The sequence below is a fragment of the Pedobacter faecalis genome (assembly GCF_030182585.1).
GTDB lineage: Bacteria > Bacteroidota > Bacteroidia > Sphingobacteriales > Sphingobacteriaceae > Pedobacter > Pedobacter faecalis.
In genome coordinates this window covers 1533076-1559926 of record NZ_JARXOW010000001.1, presented here as the reverse complement: position 1 = coordinate 1559926, position 26851 = coordinate 1533076, and the positions used below count along the sequence as shown (strand labels likewise).

At 43.7% G+C, this 26851-nt stretch carries 25 protein-coding genes and 5 tRNA genes; 20 read left to right on the top strand and 10 right to left on the bottom strand.

Translation table 11 applies throughout. The annotated features are described in order from the left end of the window. The first annotated feature begins 72 nt into the window (after positions 1–72). The 17 genes from QEP07_RS06940 to QEP07_RS06860 all read left to right on the top strand — a co-directional run bounded on the left by QEP07_RS06940 (position 73) and on the right by QEP07_RS06860 (position 15076). Positions 73–963, top strand: a complete 891-nt coding sequence (locus QEP07_RS06940) for a tyrosine-type recombinase/integrase (RefSeq protein WP_285009203.1) — start codon at positions 73–75, stop codon at positions 961–963. A 14-nt stretch (positions 964–977) separates the two neighbouring features. Further along, on the top strand, positions 978–1325 hold the full coding sequence (gene hpf / locus QEP07_RS06935; RefSeq protein WP_256004204.1) for a ribosome hibernation-promoting factor, HPF/YfiA family: 348 nt from the start codon (positions 978–980) through the stop codon (positions 1323–1325). Between the two features lie 206 nt (positions 1326–1531). After that, a tRNA-Thr gene (locus tag QEP07_RS06930) sits at positions 1532–1604 on the top strand. Between the two features lie 8 nt (positions 1605–1612). Beyond that, positions 1613–1695 (top strand) — tRNA-Tyr (locus tag QEP07_RS06925). A 10-nt stretch (positions 1696–1705) separates the two neighbouring features. Continuing rightward, positions 1706–1778, top strand: a tRNA-Gly gene (locus QEP07_RS06920). 64 nt (positions 1779–1842) lie between these two features. Beyond that, positions 1843–1914 (top strand) — tRNA-Thr (locus QEP07_RS06915). Between the two features lie 115 nt (positions 1915–2029). Next, the gene (tuf, locus tag QEP07_RS06910; RefSeq protein ID WP_256004205.1) at positions 2030–3217 is read left to right on the top strand and encodes an elongation factor Tu; all 1188 of its coding nucleotides are present in this window, start codon (positions 2030–2032) and stop codon (positions 3215–3217) included. A gap of 81 nt (positions 3218–3298) precedes the next feature. Then, positions 3299–3369: transfer RNA gene (locus QEP07_RS06905), tRNA-Trp, on the top strand. A gap of 13 nt (positions 3370–3382) precedes the next feature. Next, the gene (gene secE / locus QEP07_RS06900) at positions 3383–3580 is read left to right on the top strand and encodes a preprotein translocase subunit SecE (protein WP_256004207.1); all 198 of its coding nucleotides are present in this window, start codon (positions 3383–3385) and stop codon (positions 3578–3580) included. An 8-nt stretch (positions 3581–3588) separates the two neighbouring features. Then, positions 3589–4131 carry a transcription termination/antitermination protein NusG gene (gene nusG / locus QEP07_RS06895; protein WP_256004208.1) on the top strand — a complete coding sequence of 181 codons (543 nt, stop codon included), beginning with the start codon at positions 3589–3591 and terminating at the stop codon, positions 4129–4131. A gap of 79 nt (positions 4132–4210) precedes the next feature. After that, positions 4211–4654 carry a 50S ribosomal protein L11 gene (rplK, locus tag QEP07_RS06890; RefSeq protein WP_256004209.1) on the top strand — a complete coding sequence of 148 codons (444 nt, stop codon included), beginning with the start codon at positions 4211–4213 and terminating at the stop codon, positions 4652–4654. Between the two features lie 23 nt (positions 4655–4677). Next, entirely contained in the window at positions 4678–5376 is a 699-nt protein-coding gene (gene rplA / locus QEP07_RS06885; RefSeq protein WP_256004210.1) for a 50S ribosomal protein L1, read from the top strand. A 2-nt stretch (positions 5377–5378) separates the two neighbouring features. Continuing rightward, positions 5379–5900, top strand: a complete 522-nt coding sequence (gene rplJ / locus QEP07_RS06880; protein ID WP_256004211.1) for a 50S ribosomal protein L10 — start codon at positions 5379–5381, stop codon at positions 5898–5900. Between the two features lie 62 nt (positions 5901–5962). Then, the gene (rplL, locus tag QEP07_RS06875) at positions 5963–6340 is read left to right on the top strand and encodes a 50S ribosomal protein L7/L12 (RefSeq protein ID WP_256004212.1); all 378 of its coding nucleotides are present in this window, start codon (positions 5963–5965) and stop codon (positions 6338–6340) included. 153 nt (positions 6341–6493) lie between these two features. Further along, positions 6494–10297 carry a DNA-directed RNA polymerase subunit beta gene (rpoB, locus tag QEP07_RS06870; protein WP_256004214.1) on the top strand — a complete coding sequence of 1268 codons (3804 nt, stop codon included), beginning with the start codon at positions 6494–6496 and terminating at the stop codon, positions 10295–10297. A 72-nt stretch (positions 10298–10369) separates the two neighbouring features. Continuing rightward, positions 10370–14653, top strand: a complete 4284-nt coding sequence (gene rpoC, locus QEP07_RS06865) for a DNA-directed RNA polymerase subunit beta' (RefSeq protein WP_285009202.1) — start codon at positions 10370–10372, stop codon at positions 14651–14653. Positions 14654–14761: 108 nt separating this feature from the next. Next, complete coding sequence (locus QEP07_RS06860; protein ID WP_285009201.1) at positions 14762–15076, top strand: DUF3467 domain-containing protein; 315 nt, start codon at positions 14762–14764, stop codon at positions 15074–15076. On the opposite strand, the gene miaA is transcribed toward QEP07_RS06860, so the two are convergent. From miaA to QEP07_RS06830, 6 genes are read right to left on the bottom strand one after another with little or no spacing between them, the layout of a single operon-like run. Further along, entirely contained in the window at positions 15073–15981 is a 909-nt protein-coding gene (gene miaA, locus QEP07_RS06855; RefSeq protein ID WP_285009200.1) for a tRNA (adenosine(37)-N6)-dimethylallyltransferase MiaA, read from the bottom strand. The genes QEP07_RS06860 and miaA overlap by 4 nt on opposite strands. Before the next feature lie 7 nt (positions 15982–15988). Then, complete coding sequence (locus tag QEP07_RS06850) at positions 15989–16639, bottom strand: IS1096 element passenger TnpR family protein (RefSeq protein ID WP_285009199.1); 651 nt, start codon at positions 16637–16639, stop codon at positions 15989–15991. Between the two features lie 45 nt (positions 16640–16684). Beyond that, complete coding sequence (locus QEP07_RS06845; protein WP_285009198.1) at positions 16685–18103, bottom strand: CCA tRNA nucleotidyltransferase; 1419 nt, start codon at positions 18101–18103, stop codon at positions 16685–16687. 24 nt (positions 18104–18127) lie between these two features. Next, the gene (locus QEP07_RS06840) at positions 18128–18694 is read right to left on the bottom strand and encodes an L-threonylcarbamoyladenylate synthase (protein WP_285009197.1); all 567 of its coding nucleotides are present in this window, start codon (positions 18692–18694) and stop codon (positions 18128–18130) included. Further along, positions 18681–19829, bottom strand: coding sequence for a glycosyltransferase family 4 protein (locus QEP07_RS06835; protein ID WP_350223361.1), 1149 nt, complete (start codon positions 19827–19829; stop codon positions 18681–18683). Before QEP07_RS06835 ends, QEP07_RS06840 begins: the two co-directional genes overlap by 14 nt. A gap of 1 nt (position 19830) precedes the next feature. Further along, on the bottom strand, positions 19831–20649 hold the full coding sequence (locus tag QEP07_RS06830) for a 2,3,4,5-tetrahydropyridine-2,6-dicarboxylate N-succinyltransferase (protein WP_256004226.1): 819 nt from the start codon (positions 20647–20649) through the stop codon (positions 19831–19833). 67 nt (positions 20650–20716) lie between these two features. On the opposite strand from QEP07_RS06830, the gene QEP07_RS06825 reads away from it, so the two are divergent. Continuing rightward, complete coding sequence (locus tag QEP07_RS06825; protein ID WP_285009196.1) at positions 20717–21124, top strand: RNA-binding S4 domain-containing protein; 408 nt, start codon at positions 20717–20719, stop codon at positions 21122–21124. Here the strand turns inward: QEP07_RS06825 and QEP07_RS06820 are convergent. Together QEP07_RS06820 and QEP07_RS06815 are read right to left on the bottom strand one after the other, a co-directional pair. Further along, entirely contained in the window at positions 21091–21843 is a 753-nt protein-coding gene (locus tag QEP07_RS06820; protein ID WP_285009195.1) for an EcsC family protein, read from the bottom strand. The genes QEP07_RS06825 and QEP07_RS06820 overlap by 34 nt on opposite strands. A 96-nt stretch (positions 21844–21939) precedes the next feature. Continuing rightward, complete coding sequence (locus tag QEP07_RS06815) at positions 21940–22521, bottom strand: OmpH/Skp family outer membrane protein (RefSeq protein ID WP_285009194.1); 582 nt, start codon at positions 22519–22521, stop codon at positions 21940–21942. A gap of 192 nt (positions 22522–22713) precedes the next feature. On the opposite strand from QEP07_RS06815, the gene gyrB reads away from it, so the two are divergent. Then, entirely contained in the window at positions 22714–24672 is a 1959-nt protein-coding gene (gene gyrB, locus QEP07_RS06810) for a DNA topoisomerase (ATP-hydrolyzing) subunit B (protein WP_256004230.1), read from the top strand. Positions 24673–24784: 112 nt separating this feature from the next. Beyond that, on the top strand, positions 24785–25396 hold the full coding sequence (locus tag QEP07_RS06805) for a DUF4142 domain-containing protein (RefSeq protein WP_256004232.1): 612 nt from the start codon (positions 24785–24787) through the stop codon (positions 25394–25396). Here the strand turns inward: QEP07_RS06805 and QEP07_RS06800 are convergent. Beyond that, complete coding sequence (locus QEP07_RS06800; protein WP_256004235.1) at positions 25388–25834, bottom strand: aspartyl protease family protein; 447 nt, start codon at positions 25832–25834, stop codon at positions 25388–25390. The genes QEP07_RS06805 and QEP07_RS06800 overlap by 9 nt on opposite strands. Next, entirely contained in the window at positions 25835–26773 is a 939-nt protein-coding gene (mdh, locus tag QEP07_RS06795) for a malate dehydrogenase (RefSeq protein ID WP_256004236.1), read from the bottom strand. Positions 26774–26851 lie beyond the last annotated feature (78 nt).

The window sequence follows — 26851 nt, the reverse complement described above, 5'->3', positions numbered from 1 at the left end:
GGCTTTTTTTTGCATTTTAATTTGGTTTCTTTATTAAGATTTAACGATATTGACATTATTGAATTGTGCGCTATGAATATGCTTGTTGACCATTTTTTGAAGTTCCTGCAGCACGAAAAGCGATATTCTGCCAATACTATCGGTGCGTATCAGAATGACCTGGATCAGTTCGCTGGCTTTTTAACGAGTGAGTTTGAACTTGAGGTGGGTTTGGCTCAACCTGTGCATGTCAGGGCTTATGTAGCCTGGCTGATGGAGAATGGTGTTGCCGAAAGTTCTGTCAACAGAAAGGTTTCGGCATTGCGGAGTTTTTATAAGTACCAGGTCAGACAAGGAGAAATGAAGGTAAGCCCGGTGAGACAGATCAGGACACCGAAGGTGCCAGCCAGGGTACCTGTCTTTGTAGATGATCAGAAGATGAATACGCTGCTCGACTCTGAAGATATATTCGACAAAAGTTTTTCCTCGGTGAGGGACCGGATGATCCTGGAGGTGTTGTTCGGCACCGGAATACGGGTTTCTGAGCTTCTGGCGCTAAAGGAGCAGGATGTCGATAAATATAATTGCAGCATCACGGTGACTGGTAAGCGCAACAAGCAGCGCGTGGTGCCGCTTACTAAATTACTCTCTGATGAGCTACGGGATTTTATTGTTTTAAAATCAATACAGGAATTCAGTACTAACGCGTATGCTTTGTTCGTTACTAATAAAGGTCTCCCTATGAGCCGAGGTCAGGTGTATGGAATTGTCCGCCGTTATTTAACATATATTTCAACTCAGAAGAAGAAGGGTCCGCATGTTTTGCGGCATTCTTATGCGACGAGCCTGCTGAATCGTGGTGCGGATTTGAATGCCATAAAGGAATTGCTGGGGCACGAAAGTCTTGCTGCCACTCAGGTATACACGCATAATACTATAGAAAGATTAAAATCAATTTATAAACTCGCCCATCCAAAGGCATAAAAAAGGAGGAAAATATGAAAGTTACAGTTCAGTCGATCCATTTCAATGCAGACAAGAAGTTGTTAGACTTTATCCAACGGAAGGTAGATAAGCTTGATCAGTTCTTCGACCAGATCATCAGCGGGGAAGTATATCTCAAGCTTGAAAACGTAGAAGATGAAGCGAACAAGATAAGTGAGATCAAACTGATTGTGCCTGGCGGGACAATGTTCGCCAAAGAGCAGTGCAAGTCGTTCGAAGAAGCTACAGATCTGGCCATTGAATCCTTAAGAAAGCAGATCACCAAACATAAGGATAAGACCCGGGCAAAATTGAGCGAACATAAAGCATTGATCGTCGAAAATGAACTGTCTGATTATTAGCCAGATATTTCGAAAACCTTGCAAATAGAGAAATGGCGGATAAAATTCCGCCATTTTTTTTGAAAATAATTTTGCGCAGTTCCTTTATTCTTGTAGATTTGCATTCCATTTCAGAGAGGGCGTTGGTGCTAAAGATAAATGGAATGTTCTATGAAAGATTAAAATTATAATATGCTTACGCTTTTTAAGGTGTAAAGTATATATAAGCCTCCTTAGCTCAGCTGGTAGAGCAACTGACTTGTAATCAGTAGGTCATTGGTTCGATCCCGATAGGAGGCTCTTTTTTTGGGGAGATACCAGAGTGGCCAAATGGGACAGACTGTAACTCTGTTGTCGCAAGACTTCGAAGGTTCGAATCCTTCTCTCCCCACAAAAAAGAAGCGGAAGTAGCTCAGTTGGTAGAGCGATAGCCTTCCAAGCTATAGGTCGCGAGTTCGAACCTCGTCTTCCGCTCTAACAAAAAAAAAGGTGGGCAGTCCGCAGCGCATTGAGTATGATGGATTGCAAGCTGAGATTAGCCGAAGTAGCTCAGCGGTAGAGCACTTCCTTGGTAAGGAAGAGGTCGTGGGTTCAAGTCCCATCTTTGGCTCAAATAAAATTAAAGGCTTTGTTAGATCTGTTAAAGCAGAGCGGACAAGGTTTTTTGTATTGAAGGTATCAAAACAACAAATAATAAAAGTTAACCTACAAATAAGTATAAAAACATGGCAAAAGAAAAGTTTGACCGCAGTAAGCCGCACTTAAACATCGGCACAATCGGTCACGTTGACCACGGTAAAACAACCTTAACAGCAGCTATCACTAAAGTGTTATCTGATGCAGGTTTATCTGAGGCGCGTTCATTTGATTCGATTGACTCAGCTCCTGAGGAAAAAGAAAGAGGTATCACCATTAACACTGCACACGTTGAGTATTCAACTGCTAACCGTCACTATGCACACGTTGACTGTCCAGGTCACGCGGATTACGTGAAGAACATGGTTACTGGTGCTGCGCAAATGGACGGAGCTATCATCGTTGTAGCTGCTACAGATGGTCCGATGCCACAAACTCGTGAGCACATTCTATTGGCTCGTCAGGTAGGTGTACCTTCATTGGTTGTATTCATGAACAAAGTGGATATGGTTGATGACCCTGAGTTGTTAGAACTGGTTGAAATGGAAGTTCGTGAATTGTTATCATTCTATGAATTCCCTGGTGATGATATTCCTGTTATCCAAGGTTCTGCTCTTGGTGGCTTGAATGGTGATCCGAAATGGGTTGCTAAGATCATGGAACTGATGGATGCTGTTGACAGCTACATTCCAATTCCTCCACGTTTGACAGACCTTCCATTCTTGATGCCTGTTGAAGACGTATTCTCGATCACTGGTCGTGGTACTGTTGCAACTGGTCGTATCGAGCGTGGTCAGATCAACACCGGAGATCCTGTTGAGATCCTGGGTATGGGTGCTGAGAACCTGAAGTCGACTGTAACAGGTGTGGAAATGTTCCGTAAGATCCTTGATTATGGTGAGGCTGGTGATAACGTAGGTTTATTGTTACGTGGTATTGAGAAAACTGATATCCGCCGTGGTATGGTTATCTGCAAGCCAGGTTCTGTAACTCCTCACACTGATTTCAAAGCTGAGATCTATGTATTGTCAAAAGCTGAAGGTGGCCGTCACACTCCATTCTTCAACAAGTACCGTCCGCAATTCTATTTCCGTACTACAGACGTAACTGGTGAGATCTCACTGGCTGAAGGAACTGAAATGGTTATGCCTGGTGATAACGTTACCATCACTGTTAAGTTGATCAACGCTATCGCAATGGAAAAAGGACTTCGTTTCGCTATCCGTGAAGGTGGTAGAACCGTAGGTGCTGGTCAGGTAACTGAAATTTTAAAGTAGTCTCAGGTTAGTATAATAACCGGGATGAGATAAAAAGATCAAGGTACTTGGGTGTTATAGCCTAAGTACTTTGTTCTAAACACGGGAATAGTTCAATGGTAGAATAGAGGTCTCCAAAACCTTTGATCAGGGTTCGAATCCTTGTTCCCGTGCAAACAATTAATTATGGCTAAAGTAGTTGAATTTATAAAAGAATCGTATGAGGAAATGACTCAGAAGGTCACCTGGCCTACCTGGGGAAATTTGCAGAGCTCTGCCATACTTGTTTTGATAGCCTCTCTTATTATTGCTTGCCTGATATTTGCGATGGATAAGGGTTCTACTTTTGTTTTAGATACTTTTTATAAATCACTTTCTAATTAAATTGCTGAATGAACGATCAGTTGAAATGGTACGTAGTTAGAGCTGTTAGCGGGAAAGAGAAGAAAGTGAAGCAGTATATTGATTCTGAGATAAGCCGTCTTGGGGTCTCTCATCTTGTTCCTCAGGTATTGATTCCTATGGAAAAATATTACCAGATGAAGGATGGGAAAAAGATAGCTAAGGAGCGTAACTATTATCCTGGCTATGTTTTAATTGAGGCTGTTTTAGACGGAGAACTTGAGCACGTTATTAAGAATGTAAATAGCGTTATAGGGTTCTTAGGCGATAAGGGGGGAAATCCGGTTCCTATGCGTCAGGCGGAAGTTAACCGCATATTAGGTAAAGTCGATGAGATGAGCCAGCAGAGTGAGACAATGAATATTGCTTATTATGTTGGTGAGAACGTTAAAGTAATGGACGGACCGTTCAACGGTTTTACCGGAGTTATCGAAGAGGTAAACGAAGAGAAAAAGAAATTGAAAGTTATGGTGAAGATCTTTGGCCGTAAAACGCCGCTTGAGCTTAACTATATGCAAGTAGAAAAGGAGTAATACCTCCCATATAAAAACCTTAATTGTTACATTGCTTCCAACATTAACATTGAGTTTTACAAATTAACAAAAACAGAAAATGGCAAAAGAAGTCAGTGCACTTGTTAAATTACAGATCAAGGGCGGAGCTGCAAATCCATCGCCACCGGTAGGACCTGCTCTGGGTGCTAAAGGTGTTAACATCATGGAGTTTTGCAAGCAATTCAATGCTCGTACCCAAGATAAGCCAGGTAAAGTATTACCCGTTGTAATTACTGTTTATGCTGACAAGTCGTTCGAATTCATCATCAAAACCCCTCCGGTGGCTATCCAGTTAAAGGACGCTACTAAGATTCAGAGCGGTTCTGCTGAGCCCAACCGTAAGAAAGTTGGTTCGGTGACTTGGGATCAGGTTAAAGCAATTGCTGAAGATAAGATGACTGATTTGAATGCTTTCACTATCGAGTCGGCAATGAGCATGGTTGCCGGTACAGCACGCAGTATGGGAATCACCGTTAGCGGTGACGCGCCCTGGACTAATTAATTAACAAAAAATAGTTTACAACAGTGGCTAAATTAACAAAAAATCAAAAAAAGGCACATGCTAAACTAGAATCCGGAAAGCTGTATTCTTTAAAGGATGCTGCTGCTTTGGTTAAAGACATCACCATGACTAAGTTCGATGCTTCTGTAGACATCGACGTGAGCCTTGGTGTAGATCCACGTAAAGCCAATCAAATGGTACGTGGTATCGCTACTTTACCACACGGTACAGGTAAAACTGTACGTGTACTGGTACTTTGTACTCCTGATAAGGAGGAAGAGGCTAAAGCAGCTGGAGCGGATTTCGTAGGTTTAGATGAATATGTGAGTAAGATAGAAGGTGGATGGACCGATGTTGACATTATTATCACTACACCGTCTTGCATGGCAAAAGTAGGTAAACTGGGCCGGGTTTTAGGTCCGCGTAACCTGATGCCAAACCCTAAGTCGGGCACGGTTACCAATGAAGTTGGTAAAGCAGTTACTGATGTAAAAGGTGGTAAGATCGATTTTAAGGTTGACAAAACAGGTATTATACACGCTTCGATAGGAAAAGTATCGTTTCCGGCTGAGAAGATTTATGAGAATGCTTTAGAAGTACTTCAGGTAATTTCTAAGTTAAAGCCTTCTGCTGCTAAGGGAACTTACTTCAAGAGCATTCACGTATCCTCTACAATGAGTCCTGGAATTGCAATCGAAACTAAATCAGTAGCGGGGATCTAATTATGAATAGAGAAGAAAAACACGAACTTGTTTCTGCTCTGCAAGGTAAAATGCAGGAGTATGGTAATTTTTACATTGCCGATACTTCCAGCTTAACCGTTGAGAAAGTAAACAGCATCCGCCGCAAATGTTTCGAAAGCGGTATTGAAATGCAGGTAGCTAAAAATACTTTGATCAGAAAAGCGATTGAAGGATTGGAAGGCGATGCATCAGATATCTACGTTGCGTTAAAAGGTCAGTCAGCACTGTTGTTCTCAACAGTTGGTAACGGACCTGCAAAATTGATCAAGGCGCTTAGAAAAGGATCAGATAAGCCAGTGCTTAAAGCAGCGTACATTGATTCTACGGTGTTCATCGGAGATAATCAGCTGGATACCTTGGTAAGCCTGAAATCAAGAGAGGAACTTATTGGCGACATTATCGGCTTGTTGCAATCACCTGCTAAAAACGTTGTTTCAGCATTGAAATCTGGTGGAAGTACGATTGCAGGCCTGGTAAAAACTCTTCAGGAAAGAGAAGGTTAGAACTCCTTAAAAGTTCATATTGAATAATTATTTTATACGTAAATTTTTAAAAATCTATAAAAATGGCAGATTTAAAAGCGTTTGCTGAGCAATTGGTAAACTTAACAGTTAAAGAAGTTAACGAGCTAGCTCAAATCTTGAAAGACGAGTATGGTATTGAACCAGCTGCTGCTGCAGTTGCTGTTGCAGGACCTGCTGCTGGTGGCGATGCTCCTGCAGCTGAAGAAAAATCAACTTTTGATGTTATCCTGAAAGAAGCTGGTGGTCAGAAGTTAGCAGTTGTTAAACTGGTTAAAGACTTAACTGGTCTTGGTTTGAAAGAAGCAAAAGACTTAGTTGACGGTGCACCTAAAGAGCTTAAAGCAGGTGTTGCTAAAGACGAAGCTGAGGCTTTGAAAAAGCAATTAGAAGAAGCTGGAGCTGTAGTTGAAATTAAGTAATCACTTAATTTTACGATCACTTTAACATAGACTCCGACTGAATAGTCGGAGTCTATACCTGTTTATAAACATTTCATCTTGTTTGGTTGGTGAAATCGTTTTGCGGCTAACCAAACAAATAGTTTATTCTTAAAGTAATTTAACTTTAGTCCATTGGCAAATAAAGTCGACCAAAGAGTAAATTTTGCACGTAGTAAGCATGTCATAGATTATCCCGATTTTCTAGATGTGCAGTTGCAATCATTCAGAGAATTTTTTCAGATTGAAACTACTTCTGATAACCGTCATACTGAGGGGTTATTTAAGGTGTTTGCTGAGAATTTTCCGATCACAGATTCCAGGAACATTTTTGTTCTGGAGTTTCTGGATTATTTTATCGATCCACCACGTTATGACATTGCAGAATGCATTGACAGAGGATTGACTTACAGTGTTCCGTTGAAGGCTAAGCTTAAGCTTTCATGTAATGATGCGGAACACGAAGATTTTGAAACCATTATTCAAGACGTATACCTGGGAACCATACCTTATATGACTCCTAAGGGTACTTTCGTGATTAACGGTGCAGAGCGTGTAATTGTATCTCAATTGCACAGGTCGCCAGGTGTGTTTTTCGGCCAGAGCCGTCACACTAACGGGACTAAACTTTACTCTGCCCGTGTAATTCCGTTTAAAGGATCATGGATTGAATTTGCTACAGACGTAAACAACGTCATGTATGCCTATATCGATCGTAAGAAAAAGTTCCCGGTTACCACCCTGCTTCGTGCCATCGGTTACGATTCAGATAAAGACATTCTGGAATTGTTTGACCTGGCCGATGAGGTTAAGGTGAGCAAGTCAGGATTGAAGAAGTTTATCGGTCGCAAGCTTGCTGCAAGGGTGTTAAGAAAGTGGGTTGAAGATTTTGTAGATGAGGATACCGGAGAAGTTGTATCTATTGATCGTAACGAGGTGATCCTGGACAGGGACACTATCTTAGAAGACGACCATATTGACATGATCATCGACGCTGGTGTTAAGACGATCATCTTATCTAAAGATGATGGTGCCAGCCAAGCTGATTATACGATTATATATAATACTTTACAAAAGGATACTTCCAACTCTGAAAAGGAAGCCGTTGAAAACATCTATCGTGCACTGCGTAATGCAGAACCACCTGATGAGGAAACTGCTAGAGGTATCATTGAGCGTTTGTTTTTCTCTGACAAGCGTTATGATTTAGGTGATGTAGGACGTTACAGGATCAACCGCAAGTTGAAAATGGATACGCCTGATCATGTTAAGGTGTTGACAAAAGCGGATATTATTGCGATCGTTAAATACCTGATCAAGCTGATCAACTCGAAAGAGGAGGTGGATGATATCGACCACTTGTCTAACCGTCGTGTTCGTACGGTTGGCGAGCAGTTATATGCGCAGTTTGGCGTAGGTCTTGCCCGTATGGCACGTACCATCCGTGAGCGTATGAACATCCGCGACAATGAGGTATTTACCCCAACTGATCTGATCAACGCACGTACTTTATCGTCGGTGATAAATTCGTTCTTTGGAACCAACCAGTTGTCACAGTTTATGGATCAGACTAACCCGCTGGCGGAGATTACGCATAAGCGTCGTCTTTCGGCTTTAGGTCCGGGTGGTCTATCCAGGGAGCGTGCAGGTTTCGAGGTTCGTGACGTTCACTATACGCACTACGGTCGTTTGTGTACTATTGAAACTCCTGAGGGACCAAACATCGGTTTGATCTCGTCACTGTGCGTGCATGCCAAGATCAATAACCTTGGTTTTATTGAGACGCCGTACAAACGCGTAGACAATGGTATCGTTGCTGTTGATGAGCCTGTTATTTACCTGTCGGCAGAAGATGAAGACGGAAAGACAATTGCTCAGGCTAACGCCGAATATGACGACAAAGGTAATTTTGTTACCCCGCGTGTAAAAGCACGTTATGAGGGTGACTTCCCGATTATCGAACCGGAGAAGCTTGATCTGATGGACGTAGCTCCTAACCAGATTACTTCGATAGCGGCATCTTTGATTCCTTTTCTGGAGCATGATGATGCGAACAGGGCTTTGATGGGATCGAACATGCAACGCCAGGCGGTGCCGTTGCTTCGCCCGGAGGCTCCTATTGTAGGTACCGGTCTGGAAGGACGCGTAGCACGTGACTCCAGAACACTTATCAATGCTGAGGGAGATGGTGTAGTTGAGTATGTTGATGCGAACGAGATCGTCATTAAATATGAGCGCGATGATAACGATCGCCTGGTATCTTTTGAGGGTGACAGCAAGACATATAAGCTGATTAAATTTAAGAAGACCAACCAGAATACTTGTATCAACCTGAAACCGATTGTTAAAAAGGGTCAGCGGGTTGTTAAAGGTCAGGTACTTTGTGAGGGTTACGCTACTCAGGACGGTGAACTTGCTTTAGGGCGGAACCTGAAGGTAGCTTTCATGCCTTGGCAGGGTTACAACTTCGAGGATGCGATTGTAATTAACGAAAGGATCGTTCGTGAGGATATCTTTACTTCATTGCATATCGAGGAGTTTGAACTTGAAGTCCGTGATACAAAACGCGGTGAAGAAGAGCTGACACCGGATATACCGAACGTGTCTGAAGAAGCGACTAAGGATCTGGATGAGACTGGTATTATCCGTATTGGTGCTGAAGTAAAAGAGGGCGATATCCTGATCGGTAAGATTACACCTAAGGGTGAGTCGGATCCGTCGCCGGAAGAGAAATTGTTGCGTGCGATCTTTGGCGACAAAGCTGGTGACGTAAAGGATGCTTCGTTAAAAACGCCACCTTCAATTAAAGGTGTGGTTATTGACACCAAGCTTTTCTCAAGGGCTAAGAAAACCACTAAAGCAGAAGAGAAGTCGGCCATCGAAAAACTCGATAAGAAGTATGAACTGGCTATGCAGAATCTTAAGAACGAGCTTGTGGATAAGTTGTTCGTGATCGTAAATGGCAAAACTTCACAGGGTGTGTACAACGTCTATAAAGAGCTGTTGTTCCCTAAGGGTGCCAAGTTTACGCAAAAGAGTCTTTCGGAGCTTGAATACGCGCATATTAATCCATATAAGTGGACTACTGACGATGATAAAAATGAGCAGATAAAAATGCTTCTCCATAACTATGGTATTCGTGTAAACGAAGAACTTGGCGCTTACAAACGCGATAAGTTTGCTATCAGCGTTGGAGACGAACTTCCATCGGGTATTGTTCAGATGGCTAAGGTTTATGTGGCTAAGAAACGTAAATTGAAAGTCGGTGATAAGATGGCCGGACGTCACGGAAACAAGGGTATTGTGGCACGTATTGTACGTGATGAAGATATGCCATTCCTTGAAGACGGCACTCCTGTGGACATTGTACTGAACCCGCTTGGTGTACCTTCGCGTATGAACCTTGGTCAGATTTACGAGACTGTATTGGCTTGGGCTGGTAAAGAGTTGGGCGTGAAGTTTGCAACACCGATTTTTGATGGTGCTAAGCATGATGAGGTGGAAGAGTGGATTGCGAAAGCCGGTTTACCTGCGTCGGGCAGAACTTACCTGAACAATGGTTTGACGGGTGAGAAGTTTGACCAGCCGACCACAGTAGGGATCATCTATATGCTGAAACTTGGACACATGGTTGACGACAAGATGCACGCAAGGTCTATCGGACCATACTCATTGATTACACAACAACCATTGGGTGGTAAAGCCCAGTTCGGTGGTCAGCGTTTCGGTGAGATGGAGGTTTGGGCACTTGAAGCATTTGGTGCGGCAAACATCCTTCAGGAGATCTTGACTGTGAAGTCTGATGATGTTATCGGAAGGGCTAAGACTTACGAGGCGATCGTAAAAGGCGAAAATCTGCCAACTCCAGGTGTTCCGGAATCTTTCAACGTATTGGTTCACGAATTACGTGGTTTAGGTTTAGATATTACTTTAGACTAATATTCGGTAGGGTTTGCTGCTGGAGGTTGTTCTTCGGCAGCAAACCTTATCCGGTATTCAAATAAAAGAACTATGTCTTATAAAAAGGATAATAAATTAAAAAGCAACTTTACTTCGATTACGATCAGTCTGGCTTCGCCTGAAGCTATTCTGGAGCGTTCAAGTGGTGAGGTGCTGAAACCAGAGACGATTAACTACCGGACCTACAAGCCTGAGCGTGATGGCTTGTTTTGCGAGCGTATTTTTGGTCCGGTGAAGGATTACGAGTGCCATTGCGGTAAATATAAGCGCATCCGTTACAAGGGGATTGTTTGCGACCGTTGTGGTGTGGAGGTAACTGAGAAGAAGGTACGTCGTGAGCGTATGGGGCATATCAACCTGGTTGTTCCGGTAGCACATATCTGGTATTTCCGTTCATTGCCAAACAAAATCGGTTACTTACTTGGTTTGCCGACTAAGAGACTGGACTTGATCATTTACTACGAGCGTTATGTGGTAATACAACCGGGTCTGATGGCTGACGAAGGTATCCAATACATGGATTTCCTTACTGAAGAGGAGTATCTTGATTTACTGGATAAGTTGCCAAAAGAGAATCAGTATCTTGATGATAAGGATCCAAATAAGTTCATCGCGAAGATGGGTGCTGAAGCACTTGAAGACCTTCTTAAGCGCATTGATCTGGATACTTTGTCTTATAATTTGCGTCACCAGGCTGCAAACGAAACTTCTCAGCAACGTAAAAACGAGGCTTTGAAGCGTTTGCAGGTTGTAGAAGCGTTCCGCGGTTCAAAAACACGCATTGAGAATAACCCTGAGTGGATGATCATCAAGATCGTTCCGGTTATTCCGCCTGAATTGCGTCCTCTTGTTCCTTTGGAAGGCGGCCGTTTTGCTACATCAGACTTAAATGATCTTTACCGTCGTGTTATTATTCGTAATAACCGCTTGAAGCGTCTGATTGAGATCAAAGCGCCGGAGGTGATTCTCCGTAACGAGAAGCGTATGCTTCAAGAGGCGGTTGACTCATTATTTGATAACTCACGGAAAGTTAATGCGGTTAAAACTGAAGGTAACCGTGCTTTGAAATCTTTATCAGATATTCTGAAAGGTAAGCAAGGTCGTTTCCGTCAGAACTTATTGGGTAAGCGTGTCGACTATTCCGCACGTTCGGTTATTGTCGTTGGGCCTAATCTTAAACTCCATGAGTGTGGTTTGCCTAAAGACATGGCTGCTGAACTTTACAAACCGTTTATCATTCGTAAGATGATTGAACGCGGTGTGGTTAAAACTGTAAAATCAGCCAAGAAGATTGTTGACAGAAAAGACCCACTGGTTTGGGATATATTGGAGAATGTCCTTAAAGGACACCCTGTATTACTGAACAGGGCACCTACGTTGCACAGACTAGGTATTCAGTCGTTCCAGCCAAAACTTGTAGAGGGTAAGGCCATTCAGTTGCACCCGCTGGTGTGTACTGCGTTTAACGCGGATTTTGACGGTGACCAGATGGCTGTTCACCTTCCGCTTGGTCACGCCGCTATATTAGAGGCACAGGTACTGATGCTTGCTGCGCATAATATTCTTAACCCTGCGAATGGTACACCTATCACCGTACCATCTCAGGATATGGTTTTGGGTCTCTATTATATAACTAAAGGCCGCAGAACTGATGAAAAGCGTGTAGTTAAAGGTCAGGACGCCATTTTCTATTCTCCGGAAGAGGTTATTATCGCTTACAATGAGAAGAAAGTTGATCTTCATGCGTTTATAAAAGTAAAAGTAAATGTTAAGGAGCAGGACGGAAGTATCGTAAACAAACTTATCGATACTACTGTGGGCCGGGTTTTATTTAACCAGATGGTGCCTGATGAGGTCGGCTATATCAATGAACTATTAACTAAGAAGTCACTCCGTGACATTATTGGTGAGGTAGTTAAAATTACCGGTATGGCCCGTGCATCTAAGTTCCTTGATGATATTAAAGAACTTGGGTTCCAGATGGCATTCAGAGGTGGATTGTCATTTAACCTGCAGGATGTAAACATCCCGGTTGAAAAGCATGCGCTTTTAGAGCAGGCTTCGGCTGAAGTTGAAGAGGTAAGGAATAACTATAACATGGGATTCATTACCAATAACGAGCGATATAATCAGATCATCGATATCTGGACCCGTATCAATAACCGTCTTACTTCGTATGTGATGAATCAGTTGTCTAGCGACAACCAGGGTTTCAACTCTGTGTATATGATGCTTGATTCTGGTGCGAGGGGTTCTAAGGAGCAGATTCGTCAGCTTTGCGGAATGAGGGGATTGATGGCGAAGCCACAAAAATCCGGTTCTGGTGGTGAGATTATTGAGAACCCGATTTTGTCTAACTTTAAGGAAGGCTTGTCGGTACTCGAGTACTTTATCTCTACTCACGGTGCCCGTAAAGGTTTGGCGGATACTGCGTTGAAGACTGCTGATGCGGGTTATCTGACGCGTCGTTTGCACGATGTTGCTCAGGATATGATCGTGAATTCTGAGGACTGTGGCACCTTAAGAGGTATGTACACCACTGCGCTTAAGGATAATGAGGATATCGTAGAACCATTGTATGACAGGATATTGGGCCGCATTTCACTTCATGATGTATTCAATCCTTTAGATGGTTCATTGCTTGTAGCAGCCGGTCAGGATATTGATGAGGATATTGCCAAGGCCATTGAGGAATCTCCGCTTGAAGGTATCGAAATACGGTCGGTATTAACATGCGAAAACGAAAGAGGTGTCTGTGCACTTTGCTACGGACGTAACCTTGCTACTGGTAAACGGGTGCAACGTGGTGAGGCTGTCGGCGTAATTGCTGCGCAGTCTATCGGTGAACCGGGTACTCAGCTTACACTTCGTACTTTCCACGTGGGTGGTACCGCGTCAAACATTGCGGCAGAGTCTCAGCTTACAGCGAAGTTTGACGGTATTGTTGAGTACGAGAACGTAAGGACAGTTGAAACGAAGACTGAAGAAGGCGATGTTCAGATTGTTCTGGGTCGTTCAGGTGAGTTTAAGATCGTTGAACCAGGTACGGGAAAAGTCATCATGACCAATAATATTCCTTATGGTTCATTCCTGTTTGTAGAGGACGGAGCGAAAGTGTCTAAAGGTGATAAGATCTGCTCATGGGATCCTTATAACGCCGTGATCATTTCTGAATTTGCCGGAAAGATTGAATTCGACGCTATTGTCGAAGGTGTTACTTTCCGCGAAGAATCAGACGAGCAGACTGGTCACCGTGAAAAAGTGATTATCGATACCAGAGACAAAACCAAGAACCCGTCAGTTCGTGTGGTAGATAAGAAGGGTGAGCTGATCCGTAACTATAACATCCCTGTTGGTGCGCACATTGCCATTGATGAAGGTGATATGGTACAGCCCGGACAGATTTTGGTGAAGATACCTCGGGCAACTGGAAAAACACGGGATATTACAGGTGGTTTGCCACGTGTAACCGAACTTTTCGAAGCCCGTAATCCTTCAAACCCTGCTGTAGTAACAGAGATCGACGGTGTAGTAAGCCTTGGTGGTGTGAAGCGGGGTAACCGTGAGATTACCATCGAGTCTAAGGATGGCGAGATCAAGAAGTATCTTGTTCCGCTTTCAAAACATATCCTGGTTCAGGACAATGACTTTGTGAAAGCAGGTATGCCATTGTCGGATGGTTCGATTTCTCCTGCAGATATTCTTGCAATTAAGGGCCCTGCGGCAGTTCAGGAATATCTTGTAAACGGTATTCAGGAAGTTTACCGCTTACAGGGTGTAAAAATCAACGACAAGCATTTTGAGGTGATTGTTCACCAGATGATGCAGAAGGTACATATCGAGGATCCGGGAGATACAAGCTTCCTGGAAAACAACTCGGTAGACCGTTGGGATTTTATGAATGAGAATGACGCTATATATGACAAGAAGGTTGTTGTTGACGCAGGTGATTCAACTACGGTAAAACCAGGTCAGATCTTGTCTCTACGGAAGTTAAGAGATGAAAACTCTCAACTGAAGCGTAAAGATTTGAAGCAGATTGAAGTGCGCGATGCAAGGTCTGCAACCGCAAGCTCTATGCTTCAGGGTATCACGAGGGCATCCTTAGGTACCAAATCGTTTATTTCAGCAGCATCTTTCCAGGAAACTACTAAAGTACTGAATGAGGCAGCCATTGCTGGTAAGCGCGATGAGATGCTTGGCTTAAAGGAAAACGTAATCGTTGGTCACCTTATACCATCAGGTACTGGTGTACGCGGCTACGAGAGAATAATCGTAGGTTCTCAAGAAGAATACGACAAGTTGCTCGCTTCAAAACAGGAAGAAGAGGCTTAAGCCAAATTAATATTGAAGGCCCCCCTTGCTTTAAGAGTTTGGGGGGCTTTTTTTATGTATTGTAATATATGGGTGTTTTAATTCAGCCCAATTGTCTAAGTTTGCGATATGGAAGAACAAAATCCCGAAAATCAGTTGAATATTGAACTGTCCGAAGAGGTAGCTGAAGGTATCTTTTCCAACCTAGCTATTATTACACATTCCAATACTGAATTTGTCCTTGATTTTATCAGGGTGATGCCAGGAGTGCCAAAAGCCCGGGTTAAGTCTAGAATAATTTTAACACCGGAGCATGCCAAGCGTCTCCTCTCGGCAATGGAAGATAATATTAAGAAGTTTGAGGCCATAAACGGCCGCATAAAGGCCTCTGAAGAGCAAACAGGTTTCCCGTTAAACTTCGGCGGTCCGACAGCGCAAGCCTAACGCAGCCTTGTATTGAGCGTGTCGATGATGAGATCGGTTTGATGGGGATTAAACCAAATGATCTCCTGATCCTTTCTGAACCAGGTCAGTTGCCGTTTTGCGAAGCGCCTGGTATTTTGTTTGATCTTTTCAACCGCATCCTCGAATGACATCTGGTGGTCTAGGTAGTCAAATAGCTCGGTGTAACCTACAGTATTCAATGCGTTGTATCCTCTATGATGTACCAGGTTTCTAACTTCTTCGAGCAGGCCGGCAGAGATCATCAGATCCACTCTTTTATTGATTCGCTCATAGAGTTTATTACGGTCCATATCGAGACCAATTTTTACAATATTGAAGGGTCTGGACTTTTTCGTATTCGTTTGAAATGAGGAGAGTTTTTTGCCTGTTGATAAAAAGAATTCCAGCCCTCTGATAATGCGCTGTGGGTTTGACTGATCAACTTTCTGATAATACTCCGGATCGCAAACTCTCAGTTTCTCCCTGATTCCTTCAAGTCCAAAGTCGGCTAGCTCCTGATTTAGTTGAGCTCTGATTTCCAAATCTGTCGCCGGGAGATCATCTAAGCCCCGTGTAACCGAATCAATATAGAGGCCAGACCCGCCCACCATAATCAAAATATCTTTGGTAAGAAATAAGCGCTCCATAAGCGCCAGTGCCGATACTTCAAAATCGCCAGTACTGAACAGCTCTGTAATGCTATGAGAATTGATAAAATGATGAGGTGCTGCAGCTAGTTCTTCGTTCGATGGCTTCGCCGTACCGATACTCATTTCCCGGTAAAACTGCCGGGAATCTGCAGAAACAATTTCGGTAGCGTAAAAATTTGCGAGTTGAATGGCCAGTGCAGTTTTACCAATTGCGGTAGGCCCTACAACGACAACAAGTGTTTTTTTAGTGTCCATAGGAGGACTAATAATCGTCCTCCCGGCTGTTGTTGTAGTCCTCTTCTTCGTAATTTTCATTATCTGAAAACTCGTCGTCTTCAGCTTCGTCGCTTTCGTCAGATTTATCTTCAGTATTGATCCCTCTTCCGTCCATCGCTTCGAGTTCCTCAGTATCTTCCGGGATGAAATCCATCTCATTCAGGAAATCAAAATCCGAAGAGGTTGTGCTGGCAGACATCGCAACTGTACCAAGATTGTTCTTATCAATGATCTTCGGTGCTTCACCTGTGCTCTTGATAAGCACCGGATATTCAATATTCGGGTCAGTCTCCAGTATGATTTTAATGAGTTCTACATGAAAGTCGAAAGGCCTGTCAAAATCGTAGATATAATAGAACTTTTGATGCGGGTCCTCAATGAAATTACTCAGTTTTGATTTCTCCATTGATGCCACTCCACGATCGATTTTCCGCTGGCTGGGCATAAAGGCAATCTCGTCACCCTTGATCCAATTGTCTGTACTCACAAAAAAGGAAGACGATTTTTCGGCAGCATATCCAGTAGATCTGTGGATTGCCCGGTGAAGATCCTCAAATGTTTGATTTGATTTAATATCTATTTCCCGTACTACTTCATCGAAATCTTCGAAACTAACTCTGAATCTGTAAATTGCCATTTGTGGTTGTTTTCAAGCTGTAAAATTAAAATAAAATTATACTTTCTACAATTTGTTGGTGCGAGATACTGGTACCAAGCCTATTTTTTTGCCCTCCTGCAGCATGAATTGCAATGCATCCTCGTAAGTATTTGTGATGTCGCCCTCAAGGATTGCTTCCCTGATTGCTTTCTTTATGATTCCCACTTCCCTGCCTTCTTTAAGTCCGAATACCTGCATGATGTCATTGCCCGTTATGGGCGGTTGCCAATTACGAATTTTGTCTCTTTCTTCGACGTCTATCAGCTTTTGCTTAACGAGTTCGAAATTCTTGCGATACTTCTTGATCTTATATTCATTCTTTGTGGTGATATCAGCGTTGCAAAGCTTCATCAGACTCTCAATATCTTCACCTGCATCAAACAGAAGTCGCCTCACAGCCGAGTCGGTAACCACCTCTTGCGCCAGGACAATGGGCCGGAGATGTAATTGAACAAGTTTTTGAACGAACTTCATCTTTTCATTAAGAGGAAGCTTTAGCTGTGCAAATATGTGCGGGACCATTCGCGCACCTTTGTCTTCATGCCCGTGGAAAGTCCAGCCCTGGCCCTTCTCGAACCGCTTAGTGGCGGGCTTTGCGATGTCATGAAGAATTGCAGCCCAGCGCAGCCATAAATCGTCGGTAGTGGCGGCTATATTGTCCAGAACCTGCAGCGTGTGATAAAAGTTATCTTTGTGACCTTTATTATCAATGATATCTACTCCATGCAAGTTCGCCATTTGCGGGAATATAATGTGCAGCAGGCCGGAGTTGAAGAGATGCTTAAAGCCAACAGACGGTTTTGCGGAGAGAATAATTTTATTCAGCTCGTCGGTGATTCGTTCTTTTGACACGATCGTTATCCGTTCTTTATGTAGCTTGATTGCGTCCAAGGCAGCCTGATCAATTGTGAAGCCTAACTGGCTGGCGAACCGGATAGCACGGAGCATACGCAGCGGATCGTCGGAAAACGTGATTTCAGGATCCTGAGGCGTTCGGATCAGCTTGCTTTTTAAATCCGAAATTCCATTGAATGGGTCGACGAGCTTACCGAAATTCTCTCCGTTAAGCGCGAATGCAAGCGCGTTTATTGTAAAATCACGTCGTAACTGATCGTCTTGAATGGAACCATTCTCAACAATGGGCTTGCGTGAATCAGTGCGATACGACTCTTTTCTTGCCCCAACGAATTCTATGTCAAGGTCGTTAAATCTTAGCATTGCCGTACCGAAGTTTTTAAACACGGATACACGTGTATTTAATTCAATGCCAACAAGCTCCGCAAATTCAATTCCATTTCCCAAGACAACCACATCAATATCCTTCGACGGTCTTTTCAGGAATATATCGCGGACGTAGCCTCCAACTACGTATGCCTCAATAGACTTACGATCTGCTATTGATGCGAGTATTTTAAAGACCGGATTCTCTAGATGATATTTCATGACGAGGAGCAAAAGTAGCAAAACTTACCTTCTGATAAAGGAAAATTGCCCTCCGGCGCCCAATTTTACTATGGTAGAAGGCTTTTTATGAACACTCAATTCCTGCTCCCAGTCTACAACATGATCAACGGCCGATTTGATCTGCTCATCTATCTCGTTAAAAAAAGCAGGAGTAGGCAACCCGGCTAAATTCGCTGATGTAGAGACGATAGGTTTTCGAAATCTTTGTATGAGCTGGGTGCAAAAGTCGTGTTTCACAATCCGGATTCCGACGCTTCCATCTTTGTTTATCACGTTTTCGGCTAAGTTTCTTGCTCCTGAAAATATTACCGTGAGCGGTCTTTCAGCGTATTCGATCAAATCGTATGCAACCTCAGGTACCTCAGAAACATAGCTTTGTAATTTGTTGACTGTATCTAGTAAAATGATAAAGCTTTTGTCCTCAGGGCGTCCCTTTATCTTATTAATTTTTGCAACAGCTTCAGCATTCGTTGCATCGCAACCAATTCCCCAAACCGTATCAGTGGGATACAAGAGTACGCCTCCACTTTTCAATACATTTAAAGCTATTTCAATTTCAGATTTTAACATGGCTCTGGTGTTTGTATTTGGCCGCCGCAATGGCATAGATATTCATCAGATCGTTTGCTATTATTTGATTGTTAAATCGCTGGGCGAAATCCAAACCTTTCGATGACATCTCTTTACGGAGTTCAGCTGAACGCAATACGTTGTTTATTGCCAGCGAGAGTGCTTTCTCGTCCCGGGGGTCGACATAGATACTGTCTGGTCCGCCTGCTTCTTCCAGGCAGGATCCTTTTGCTGCGATCACAGGTATGCCAGAGAACAGTGCTTCGATAATTGGAATTCCAAACCCTTCGTACAGGGAGGGATACACAAATAATTCAGCAAGCTGGTAAATGGAGGGAAGATCTGCAAACGACACATCCTGAAGAAATAGCACGCTGTCTTGCAAACCCAAAAGTTCTATTTCTTTAAGCACATCCTTATAGTAAACTGTTTGCCTGCCTATCACAACGAGTTTGATCGGCGGTTCTACCAAGGGCAATGCCTTTATCAAGATTTTTAAATTTTTTCGCTCTTCTATGGTGCCTACACAAAGGATAAACTGCTTGGGTAAACGATACTTCCTAAGGGCATTTTGCTTTGATTCATCCGTGGAAACCCTCTTGAAAGAGTCGTCGCAACTTTGGTAAACCACGTCAATTTTTTCGGGTCGTACATTAAAGTGGCTGACTATATCCCGCTTCGTAGATTCACTAATTGCTACAATACGGTCGGCGTTACGACAGGCATACCGACATTTCCATGTATATATCCATCGGTCGACGGTATTGAAGTACTGCGGGAATTTCAGGAATATAAGGTCGTGGATGGTAACAACCGATGCAATCCCCACTTTGTTCAGTCCGATTGGCAGCTCGTGGCTCAGTCCGTGGAACACGGATACCCCGTCAGAAACAAGATTTTTTTTAAGGCGAAGTAAGCGCCACATTGGCCCTGCGGATGGCGGGTTGACCACCGTGAGCCCGTTAGCGTTTAGGAAGCGAGCGATTTGCGGATGATCTTTAATTTTGGGGGTATACAAGAAGTACTGGTTTTGAGGGAAATGCTCAATCAAACCTGAGATTAACGAGCGACTGTAGTTTCCTAGTCCGGTTAAATTATTTGTCGCCCTTTTCCCATCAAAACCAATACTTATCATGTTATACCGCTACGTTGTTTTCTCTTAACGCATCGTTAAGCGATGTCTTTTTGTCGGTCGATTCCTTACGCTGCCCTATAATAAGTGCGCAAGGTACTTGATATTCGCCGGCAGGGAACTTTTTTGAGTACGATCCAGGTATAACTACCGATCGGGCCGGTACAACTCCTTTGTATTCCACGGGTTCAGCGCCGGTCACGTCGATGATCTTTGTAGACGCTGTTAGCACTACATTTGCCCCCAACACAGCTTCCTTTTCAACTTTAACACCTTCAACAACAATGGCTCTCGACCCAAGGAAACAATTGTCTTCTATAATTACGGGTGCTGCCTGTACCGGCTCCAGAACGCCGCCAATGCCAACCCCGCCACTCAAGTGAACGTGTTTGCCAATTTGTGCGCAGGAGCCCACGGTAGCCCAGGTATCCACCATGGTACCTTCGTCTACATAGGCACCGATGTTAACGTATGACGGCATCATAATTACGCCTTTAGACAAGTAAGCGCCGTATCTTGCGCTCGCTCCAGGAACCACGCGTACACCAAGTTCCTTGTAATTGGTTTTAAGTTTCATCTTATCGTGGAAAACGAAGGGTCCGACTTCGGTAACCTTCATTTCTCTGATAGGGAAGTAAAGGATTACCGCCTTCTTAATCCATTCGTTTATTCCCCATGAATTCAAAACGGGTTCGGCAACACGCAGTTCGCCTTGATCTAACTGCATAATTACGGTTTCGATCGCTTCACAATATTCGTTATACTCTAGTAAAGTTCTGTCTTCCCATGCCGCTTCAACCAACTTTTTTAAATCTGCTATCATTTCTAAGATTGTTTTTTTGACAAAATAAACGAATTTTATGTAGAGCACATCGTATTTTTGATTTTTTATGGCTGAGCAGGAAAAACTACGGATTGATAAATATTTATGGGCGATCAGACTTTTTAAAACAAGAAGTCTGGCCACAGAAGCCTGCAAAGCGGGTAGAATAAAGCTAAAGGGACAGAACGTGAAGCCATCCGCAATTGTAAAGATCGGCGACGTTTATCAGGTTTCAAAGGGTATCGAACGAAAGGTTATAGAGGTGGTTGATTTACTTTACAATCGTGCGGAATCTAAGATCGCTTTAACTAAATATAAAGATATCACGCCGGTAGAGGAAACACATGCGTTTAAGTCAGTGTTTCATGCGCCCGCGCTGCGCCGCGACCGTGGTTCCGGTCGACCTACAAAAAAAGACCGCCGCGAGACCGACGATCTTATTCAGGGAATGTTCGAAGAAGGCGATTCGGAATGATGTGCATTGCCAAGTAATCTCATCCGGTAAGCCTGCATAGCAGTTTTGCCTAGCTTTTTCACCAGTTTGAAGTTCGCTATTGCACCTACCGCCGCACCCACAACGGGAAGGACCTGCGCCAATTTGGCTATATCTATGTAGTCACGATATTCTTGCTGAAAGGTTTTCCAGTCGAAATTATCCGCATCAGGAATATCAAGAATTCTTTCGTCCCATTTTTGCATCTTCTGGTAAATATTCTGTGTGCCTTTTGTGCTGGAAAATGCAAGTTGGAATATGTGTAATATGTACAAGCGTTCGCGGAAATCAGATATGTCAAATCCGTAAAGTGTGGCTATTTCGAATAAGAGTTTAATTTTGATGCCGATGAGTATCGGAAAGTCGGCCATACTCGTTACGAAACCACCAGCACCGGCGAGCCCACCTTCAGCAGCGCTGCCTTTTGCATAACTATCGATCCTGTCTTTAATAAGTGCTTCGCGGTGTATCAGACTGGTTGTACCGTGCGGTGGGGCTGCCGACAGGTGTGTGGCGCCGAACAAAACGGTTTTAACCAATCCCTTTATTGCGGCGGTAACGGCGTTGTGCACCTTCTCGGGTATGTAGTTGTTTATCTTTTTCTGGACGCGTGCAGCCAAATGATCGAATGCTGAAGGGGGACTGGATAGCTGCCGTTGCCATAAATCCAGTTCCATCCTGATCCTGTCGAGATATTCCATCGTCAGCGTTCAAGCAAAATTTGTTCCTCAATAGTTCCTGTAAACAACGAAGCCGGCATGGGTAGATGCCGGCTTCGTTATAAAGAGAATGTCAAATTACTTTTTATATCCGTCATTTAATCCTTTGATCACTTCGTTGGTCACGTCGAGGCTTTCATCTGCGAACAAAATAGCGCTGTTTCCCTTGGAATAGGTAAGTACCATTTTATATCCTTTTTTTCTGGCGTACTCTTTCAGGTAATCCGCAATTTTGTCGTAAAGCTTTTCGTTTTCTGCTGCCTGCTCCGTTTGTAAAGCCTGACCAGCGTTTTGCTGATAAGCCCCAAGTTCCTGCTCTTTGCGTTTGAGACGTTCTTCAGTCGCCGCGCGTTGATCTGCAGCCATGGTGTTTGCCTGCTGCTGATACTGTGCTACTTCACGCTGAAATGCCTGTCCCTTTGCTGCCATGTCGCCCTGGGCTGCCTTAGCCTTGGTTTCAAGCTTCAGTTTCATGTCTTTGAAGTACTGATATTTTGCTAGTAGCGTGTCAGAATTTACGTAAACAATTTGCTGAGACACTTCCGTTTTTGCGTCAACTGGTTTCGAGGAAGCTTCCTTTTGCTCCTTACTTCCGCATGCCGCTACCACTGAAACTATTGCGACGGCGGCAAGACTACTAATTCGATTTGTAATTTTCATTATTCGTTAAATTAATCAACTCATTTCTCCCATGAGGCATAAGTGGAGCAAATATAAAATTTCAAATCTAGTATCCTAATAAAGTGCGGTTTTTTGATTTATACGTCGCGCTTTTTAGCTTAAATAGTTATCCACATTTGCCTTATTGAGGCATATTTTCGTTATTTTTGAGTTTAATTTTTTATAAAAAATATGAGCGAAGAACTAGATTCAAAATCAAATTATTCGGCAGACAATATACAGGTGTTGGAAGGTTTAGAAGCGGTGCGTAAGCGCCCTTCTATGTATATAGGCGACACCGGAGTAAAGGGGTTGCACCACCTGGTTTATGAGGTGGTGGACAATTCAATTGACGAAGCTTTGGCGGGCTACTGTACTGATATTGTTGTTACTATACATCAGGGAAATTCCATCACTGTTGAAGATAACGGACGGGGTATTCCGACAGGAATCAATAAAAAGGAAGGAAAGTCTGCTCTGGAGATCGTTATGACTGTACTTCATGCCGGCGGTAAATTTGATAAGGATACTTACAAGGTTTCAGGTGGTTTGCATGGTGTTGGGGTAAGTTGTGTTAACGCACTGTCTACACACGTAAAAACCGTTGTTCATCGTGAGGGAAAAATCTTTACCCAGGAGTATGAGCGTGGTAAGCCTCTTTTTGATGTAAAAGAAATCGGTACATCTGACAGGACAGGTACCATTCAGACGTTTCAGCCTGATCCGGAAATCTTTACTCAGACGTTAGAATATCGCTACGATACGCTGGCTTCCAGATTACGCGAACTTTCGTTTCTGAACAAAGGCATTAAACTGACGCTGACTGATGAACGCGAAGTTGACGAAAATGGCAATTTTCTTACCGAGCTTTTTTATTCAGAAGGTGGACTTAAGGAGTTTGTTCAGTTCCTGGACGGGAACAGGCCGTCATTAATTGAGTCGCCTATCTATGTGGAAGGGATAAAAAATGGAATCCCTGTAGAGCTGGCTATGCAATACAATGACAGTTATGCTGAAAATGTTCACTCCTACGTAAATAACATCAATACGCATGAGGGGGGTACACATATTGCCGGTTTCAGACGCGGCCTGACACGTACCCTGAAGGCTTATGCAGATAAGTCAGGATTGCTCAAGAATGTCAAGTTTGAGATAACCGGTGATGACTTCAGAGAGGGTTTGACTGCTGTGGTTTCGGTAAAGGTTCAGGAGCCTCAGTTCGAGGGTCAGACAAAGACGAAACTAGGTAACTCCGAGGTAATGGGGGCAGTTGACGTGGCTGTAGGGGAAGCTTTAGGGAATTACCTTGAGGAATATCCAAAGGAAGCCCGGGCGATTGTAAATAAAGTGATCCTGGCGGCTACTGCCAGAGCTGCGGCACGTAAGGCACGGGAGATGGTTCAACGTAAGAGCGTGATGGGGGGCTCCGGTTTACCTGGAAAGCTGGCTGACTGTTCAGATAACGATCCGGCGAAGTGCGAGATTTATCTGGTAGAGGGTGATTCGGCGGGAGGAACCGCCAAGCAAGGTCGTGACCGTAATTTTCAAGCCATATTGCCTTTGAAAGGTAAGATTCTGAATGTGGAGAAGGCGATGGAGCACAAGATCTATGAAAATGACGAGATCAAAAACATGTTTACTGCCCTTGGTGTAAGTATCGGTACACCGGAGGATGATAAAGCGCTTAATTTGACCAAGCTGAGGTACCACAAGATCATTATTATGACCGATGCTGATATTGACGGTTCACACATCACTACCCTTATTTTAACCTTCTTTTTCAGATATATGAAAGCTTTGATTGAAGCTGGTTATGTGTATATCGCTGCGCCGCCGCTTTATCAGGTTAAGAAGGGGAAGGAATTTGAATATTGCTGGAACGACCAGCAGCGCGATGCTGCGATACAGCGTTTGAAAGGTGCGGGTAAAGAGGAGAGCGTTCATGTGCAGCGTTACAAAGGTCTGGGCGAGATGAATGCCGAGCAGTTGTGGGATACGACACTGAATCCGGCTACACGAACATTGATGCAGGCAACAATTGAGAATGCTGCCGAATGTGATCATACTTTTTCGATGTTGATGGGTGATGACGTGGCGCCGAGAAGGGATTTCATAGAACGTAATGCAAAGTACGCCAAAATAGATGCATAGTTTTCCATGTTATTTTTTAAGAAAGCCGCTTCGTGCGGCTTTTTTTATAATATGGCAGCAAACTAAAGCGCTCGCTGATTGTTTTTATAGTATGCTATTTAAGAATCTTGCTATGAAGACTATTGCTTTATCATTTATCGTATCAATATTTATTTTCGCGTTAAGTTCCTGCGATAATGCGGGAGGCAGAGAAGACCGCTTAGCTGATTCTACAAGCCTTGGTGACCGTGCAGATGCCGCAGCTAACGCTGACAGTCTGCCTGATGAGGTTAATGAAACGAGTGAAGCAGGTGTGAACGATGATTCTGCTGTTTTTATGAAGCGAGCGGCTCTGGGAGGGAAAATGGAGGTTATTTTAGGAAAGGTGGCGATGGAGAGGGGAAATGATGAAAGGGTTAAAGAGTTTGGGGCGAAAATGGTGGCAGACCACACTTTAGCGAATAGTGACCTGATGAAGCTGGCTGAAAAGGCATCTATTTTATTGCCCTCTGACTTCCCTGCTGAGGAAAAGGCGCATATGGACAAACTATTGGCGATGAAGGGTGCTTCCTTTGATAAACACTATATGGAGATGATGGTGAAAGACCATAGTAAAACGTTGGACTTGTTTAGGTCGGCCGCAAGAGCCCGGGAAAACTCGGTACGGAATTACGCAGAAAAAGTTTTGCCTGTATTGCGCGAGCATCACAAGCTGGCCACAGAGATTTATCAGAGTTTAAAATAGCTCATTATCGAATGCGATATGGCTTAAGTAGAGTTTAAGCTTCCGGAAGTTGACCACGGCTTGGTGCCGGTACAAGATATCGCTGCCTATTATTGCTGCAATCGGGTTATGTCCTAAGCTCTCATACGCGATGTTTACTGAGCTTAGGTCTAGCGCCACAGCAGTGTAGTCGCTGATAACCAGGCGGCCTATTCTAAACTGAGGTATGACTGCGGTGACGGTATCAGAGGTTGTAAAAAGGGTGGTTGCCTGCGTGGTGCTGACATAGTTCATGTCTGATAAATGCGACTCAATAAAAGCTTTATCAAAGACCGACCTGGATGCACCTGTGTCAACTACAGCTGTGAATTGCTTTTTGAAAACGGTAATTTTAACAAGAAGATGAAAGCCGCTATCTTCCAATTCGATAATATTTAATGGAACCGTAATGGTACCCATTTAGATCAGTTTCATATCAGATAGAACATTATTCATATTTCGGACCGCCTGAGCGCTTCTATTAAACAAAGCGGTTTCCTGCTCGTTTAAATTGTAGTCTATGATCTTCTCCCAGCCATTCCTTCCAATGATGACAGGAACGCCAAGGCAGATGTCCGATTGTCCATATTCACCCTCGAGTGAAACGCAGCAGGTAAACAGCTTTTTCTCGTCTCTTACGATACTTTCAACCAATGCAGCGCCGGCTGCTCCGGGAGCATACCATGCTGAAGTTCCTATAAGCGCTGTAAGCGTAGCTCCGCCGACCATGGTATCAGCTGCAACCTTCTCCAGGGTTTCCTGGTCCAGTAACTCCGTAACATGCATGCTTTGGTAGGTCGCATACCGGATAAGCGGGATCATTGTTGTGTCTCCATGGCCGCCGATTACAAATCCCTGGAGGTCGTTCGGACTGCATCCTAACGCCTTACTTAGGTAATATTTAAAGCGGGCACTGTCCAGGGCGCCTCCCATACCAATAATCCTTTGCTTAGGCAATCCTAACGATTTAAGCGCGAGATAGGTCATAGTGTCCATAGGATTGCTGATCACAATGATGATGGCGTCGGGAGAATATTTTAGTATGTTCTCCGCTACACTTTTCACAATACCGGCATTTATTCCGATGAGTTCCTCACGGCTCATCCCGGGCTTACGGGGAAGTCCGGAAGTAATAACTGCCACCGATGAGCCCGCAGTCATGCTATAATCTCCGGTGACGCCGGTTATTTTGGTGTCAAAGCCCAACAAAGCAGCCGTCTGCATCATGTCTATCGCTTTACCCTCGGCCAAACCGTCTTTTATATCTATCAAAACAAGTTCTTCTGCCAGTTCTTTTCTAGTGATGTTGTCGGCACATGTTGCGCCTACAGCTCCTGCACCTACGACCGTTATTTTCATGGTGTTTGAATTTTTTGGGTTGCTTAATATTTCGCTAAACTATGGATTTACCATAACAAAAGCTATTGAAAACTTTAT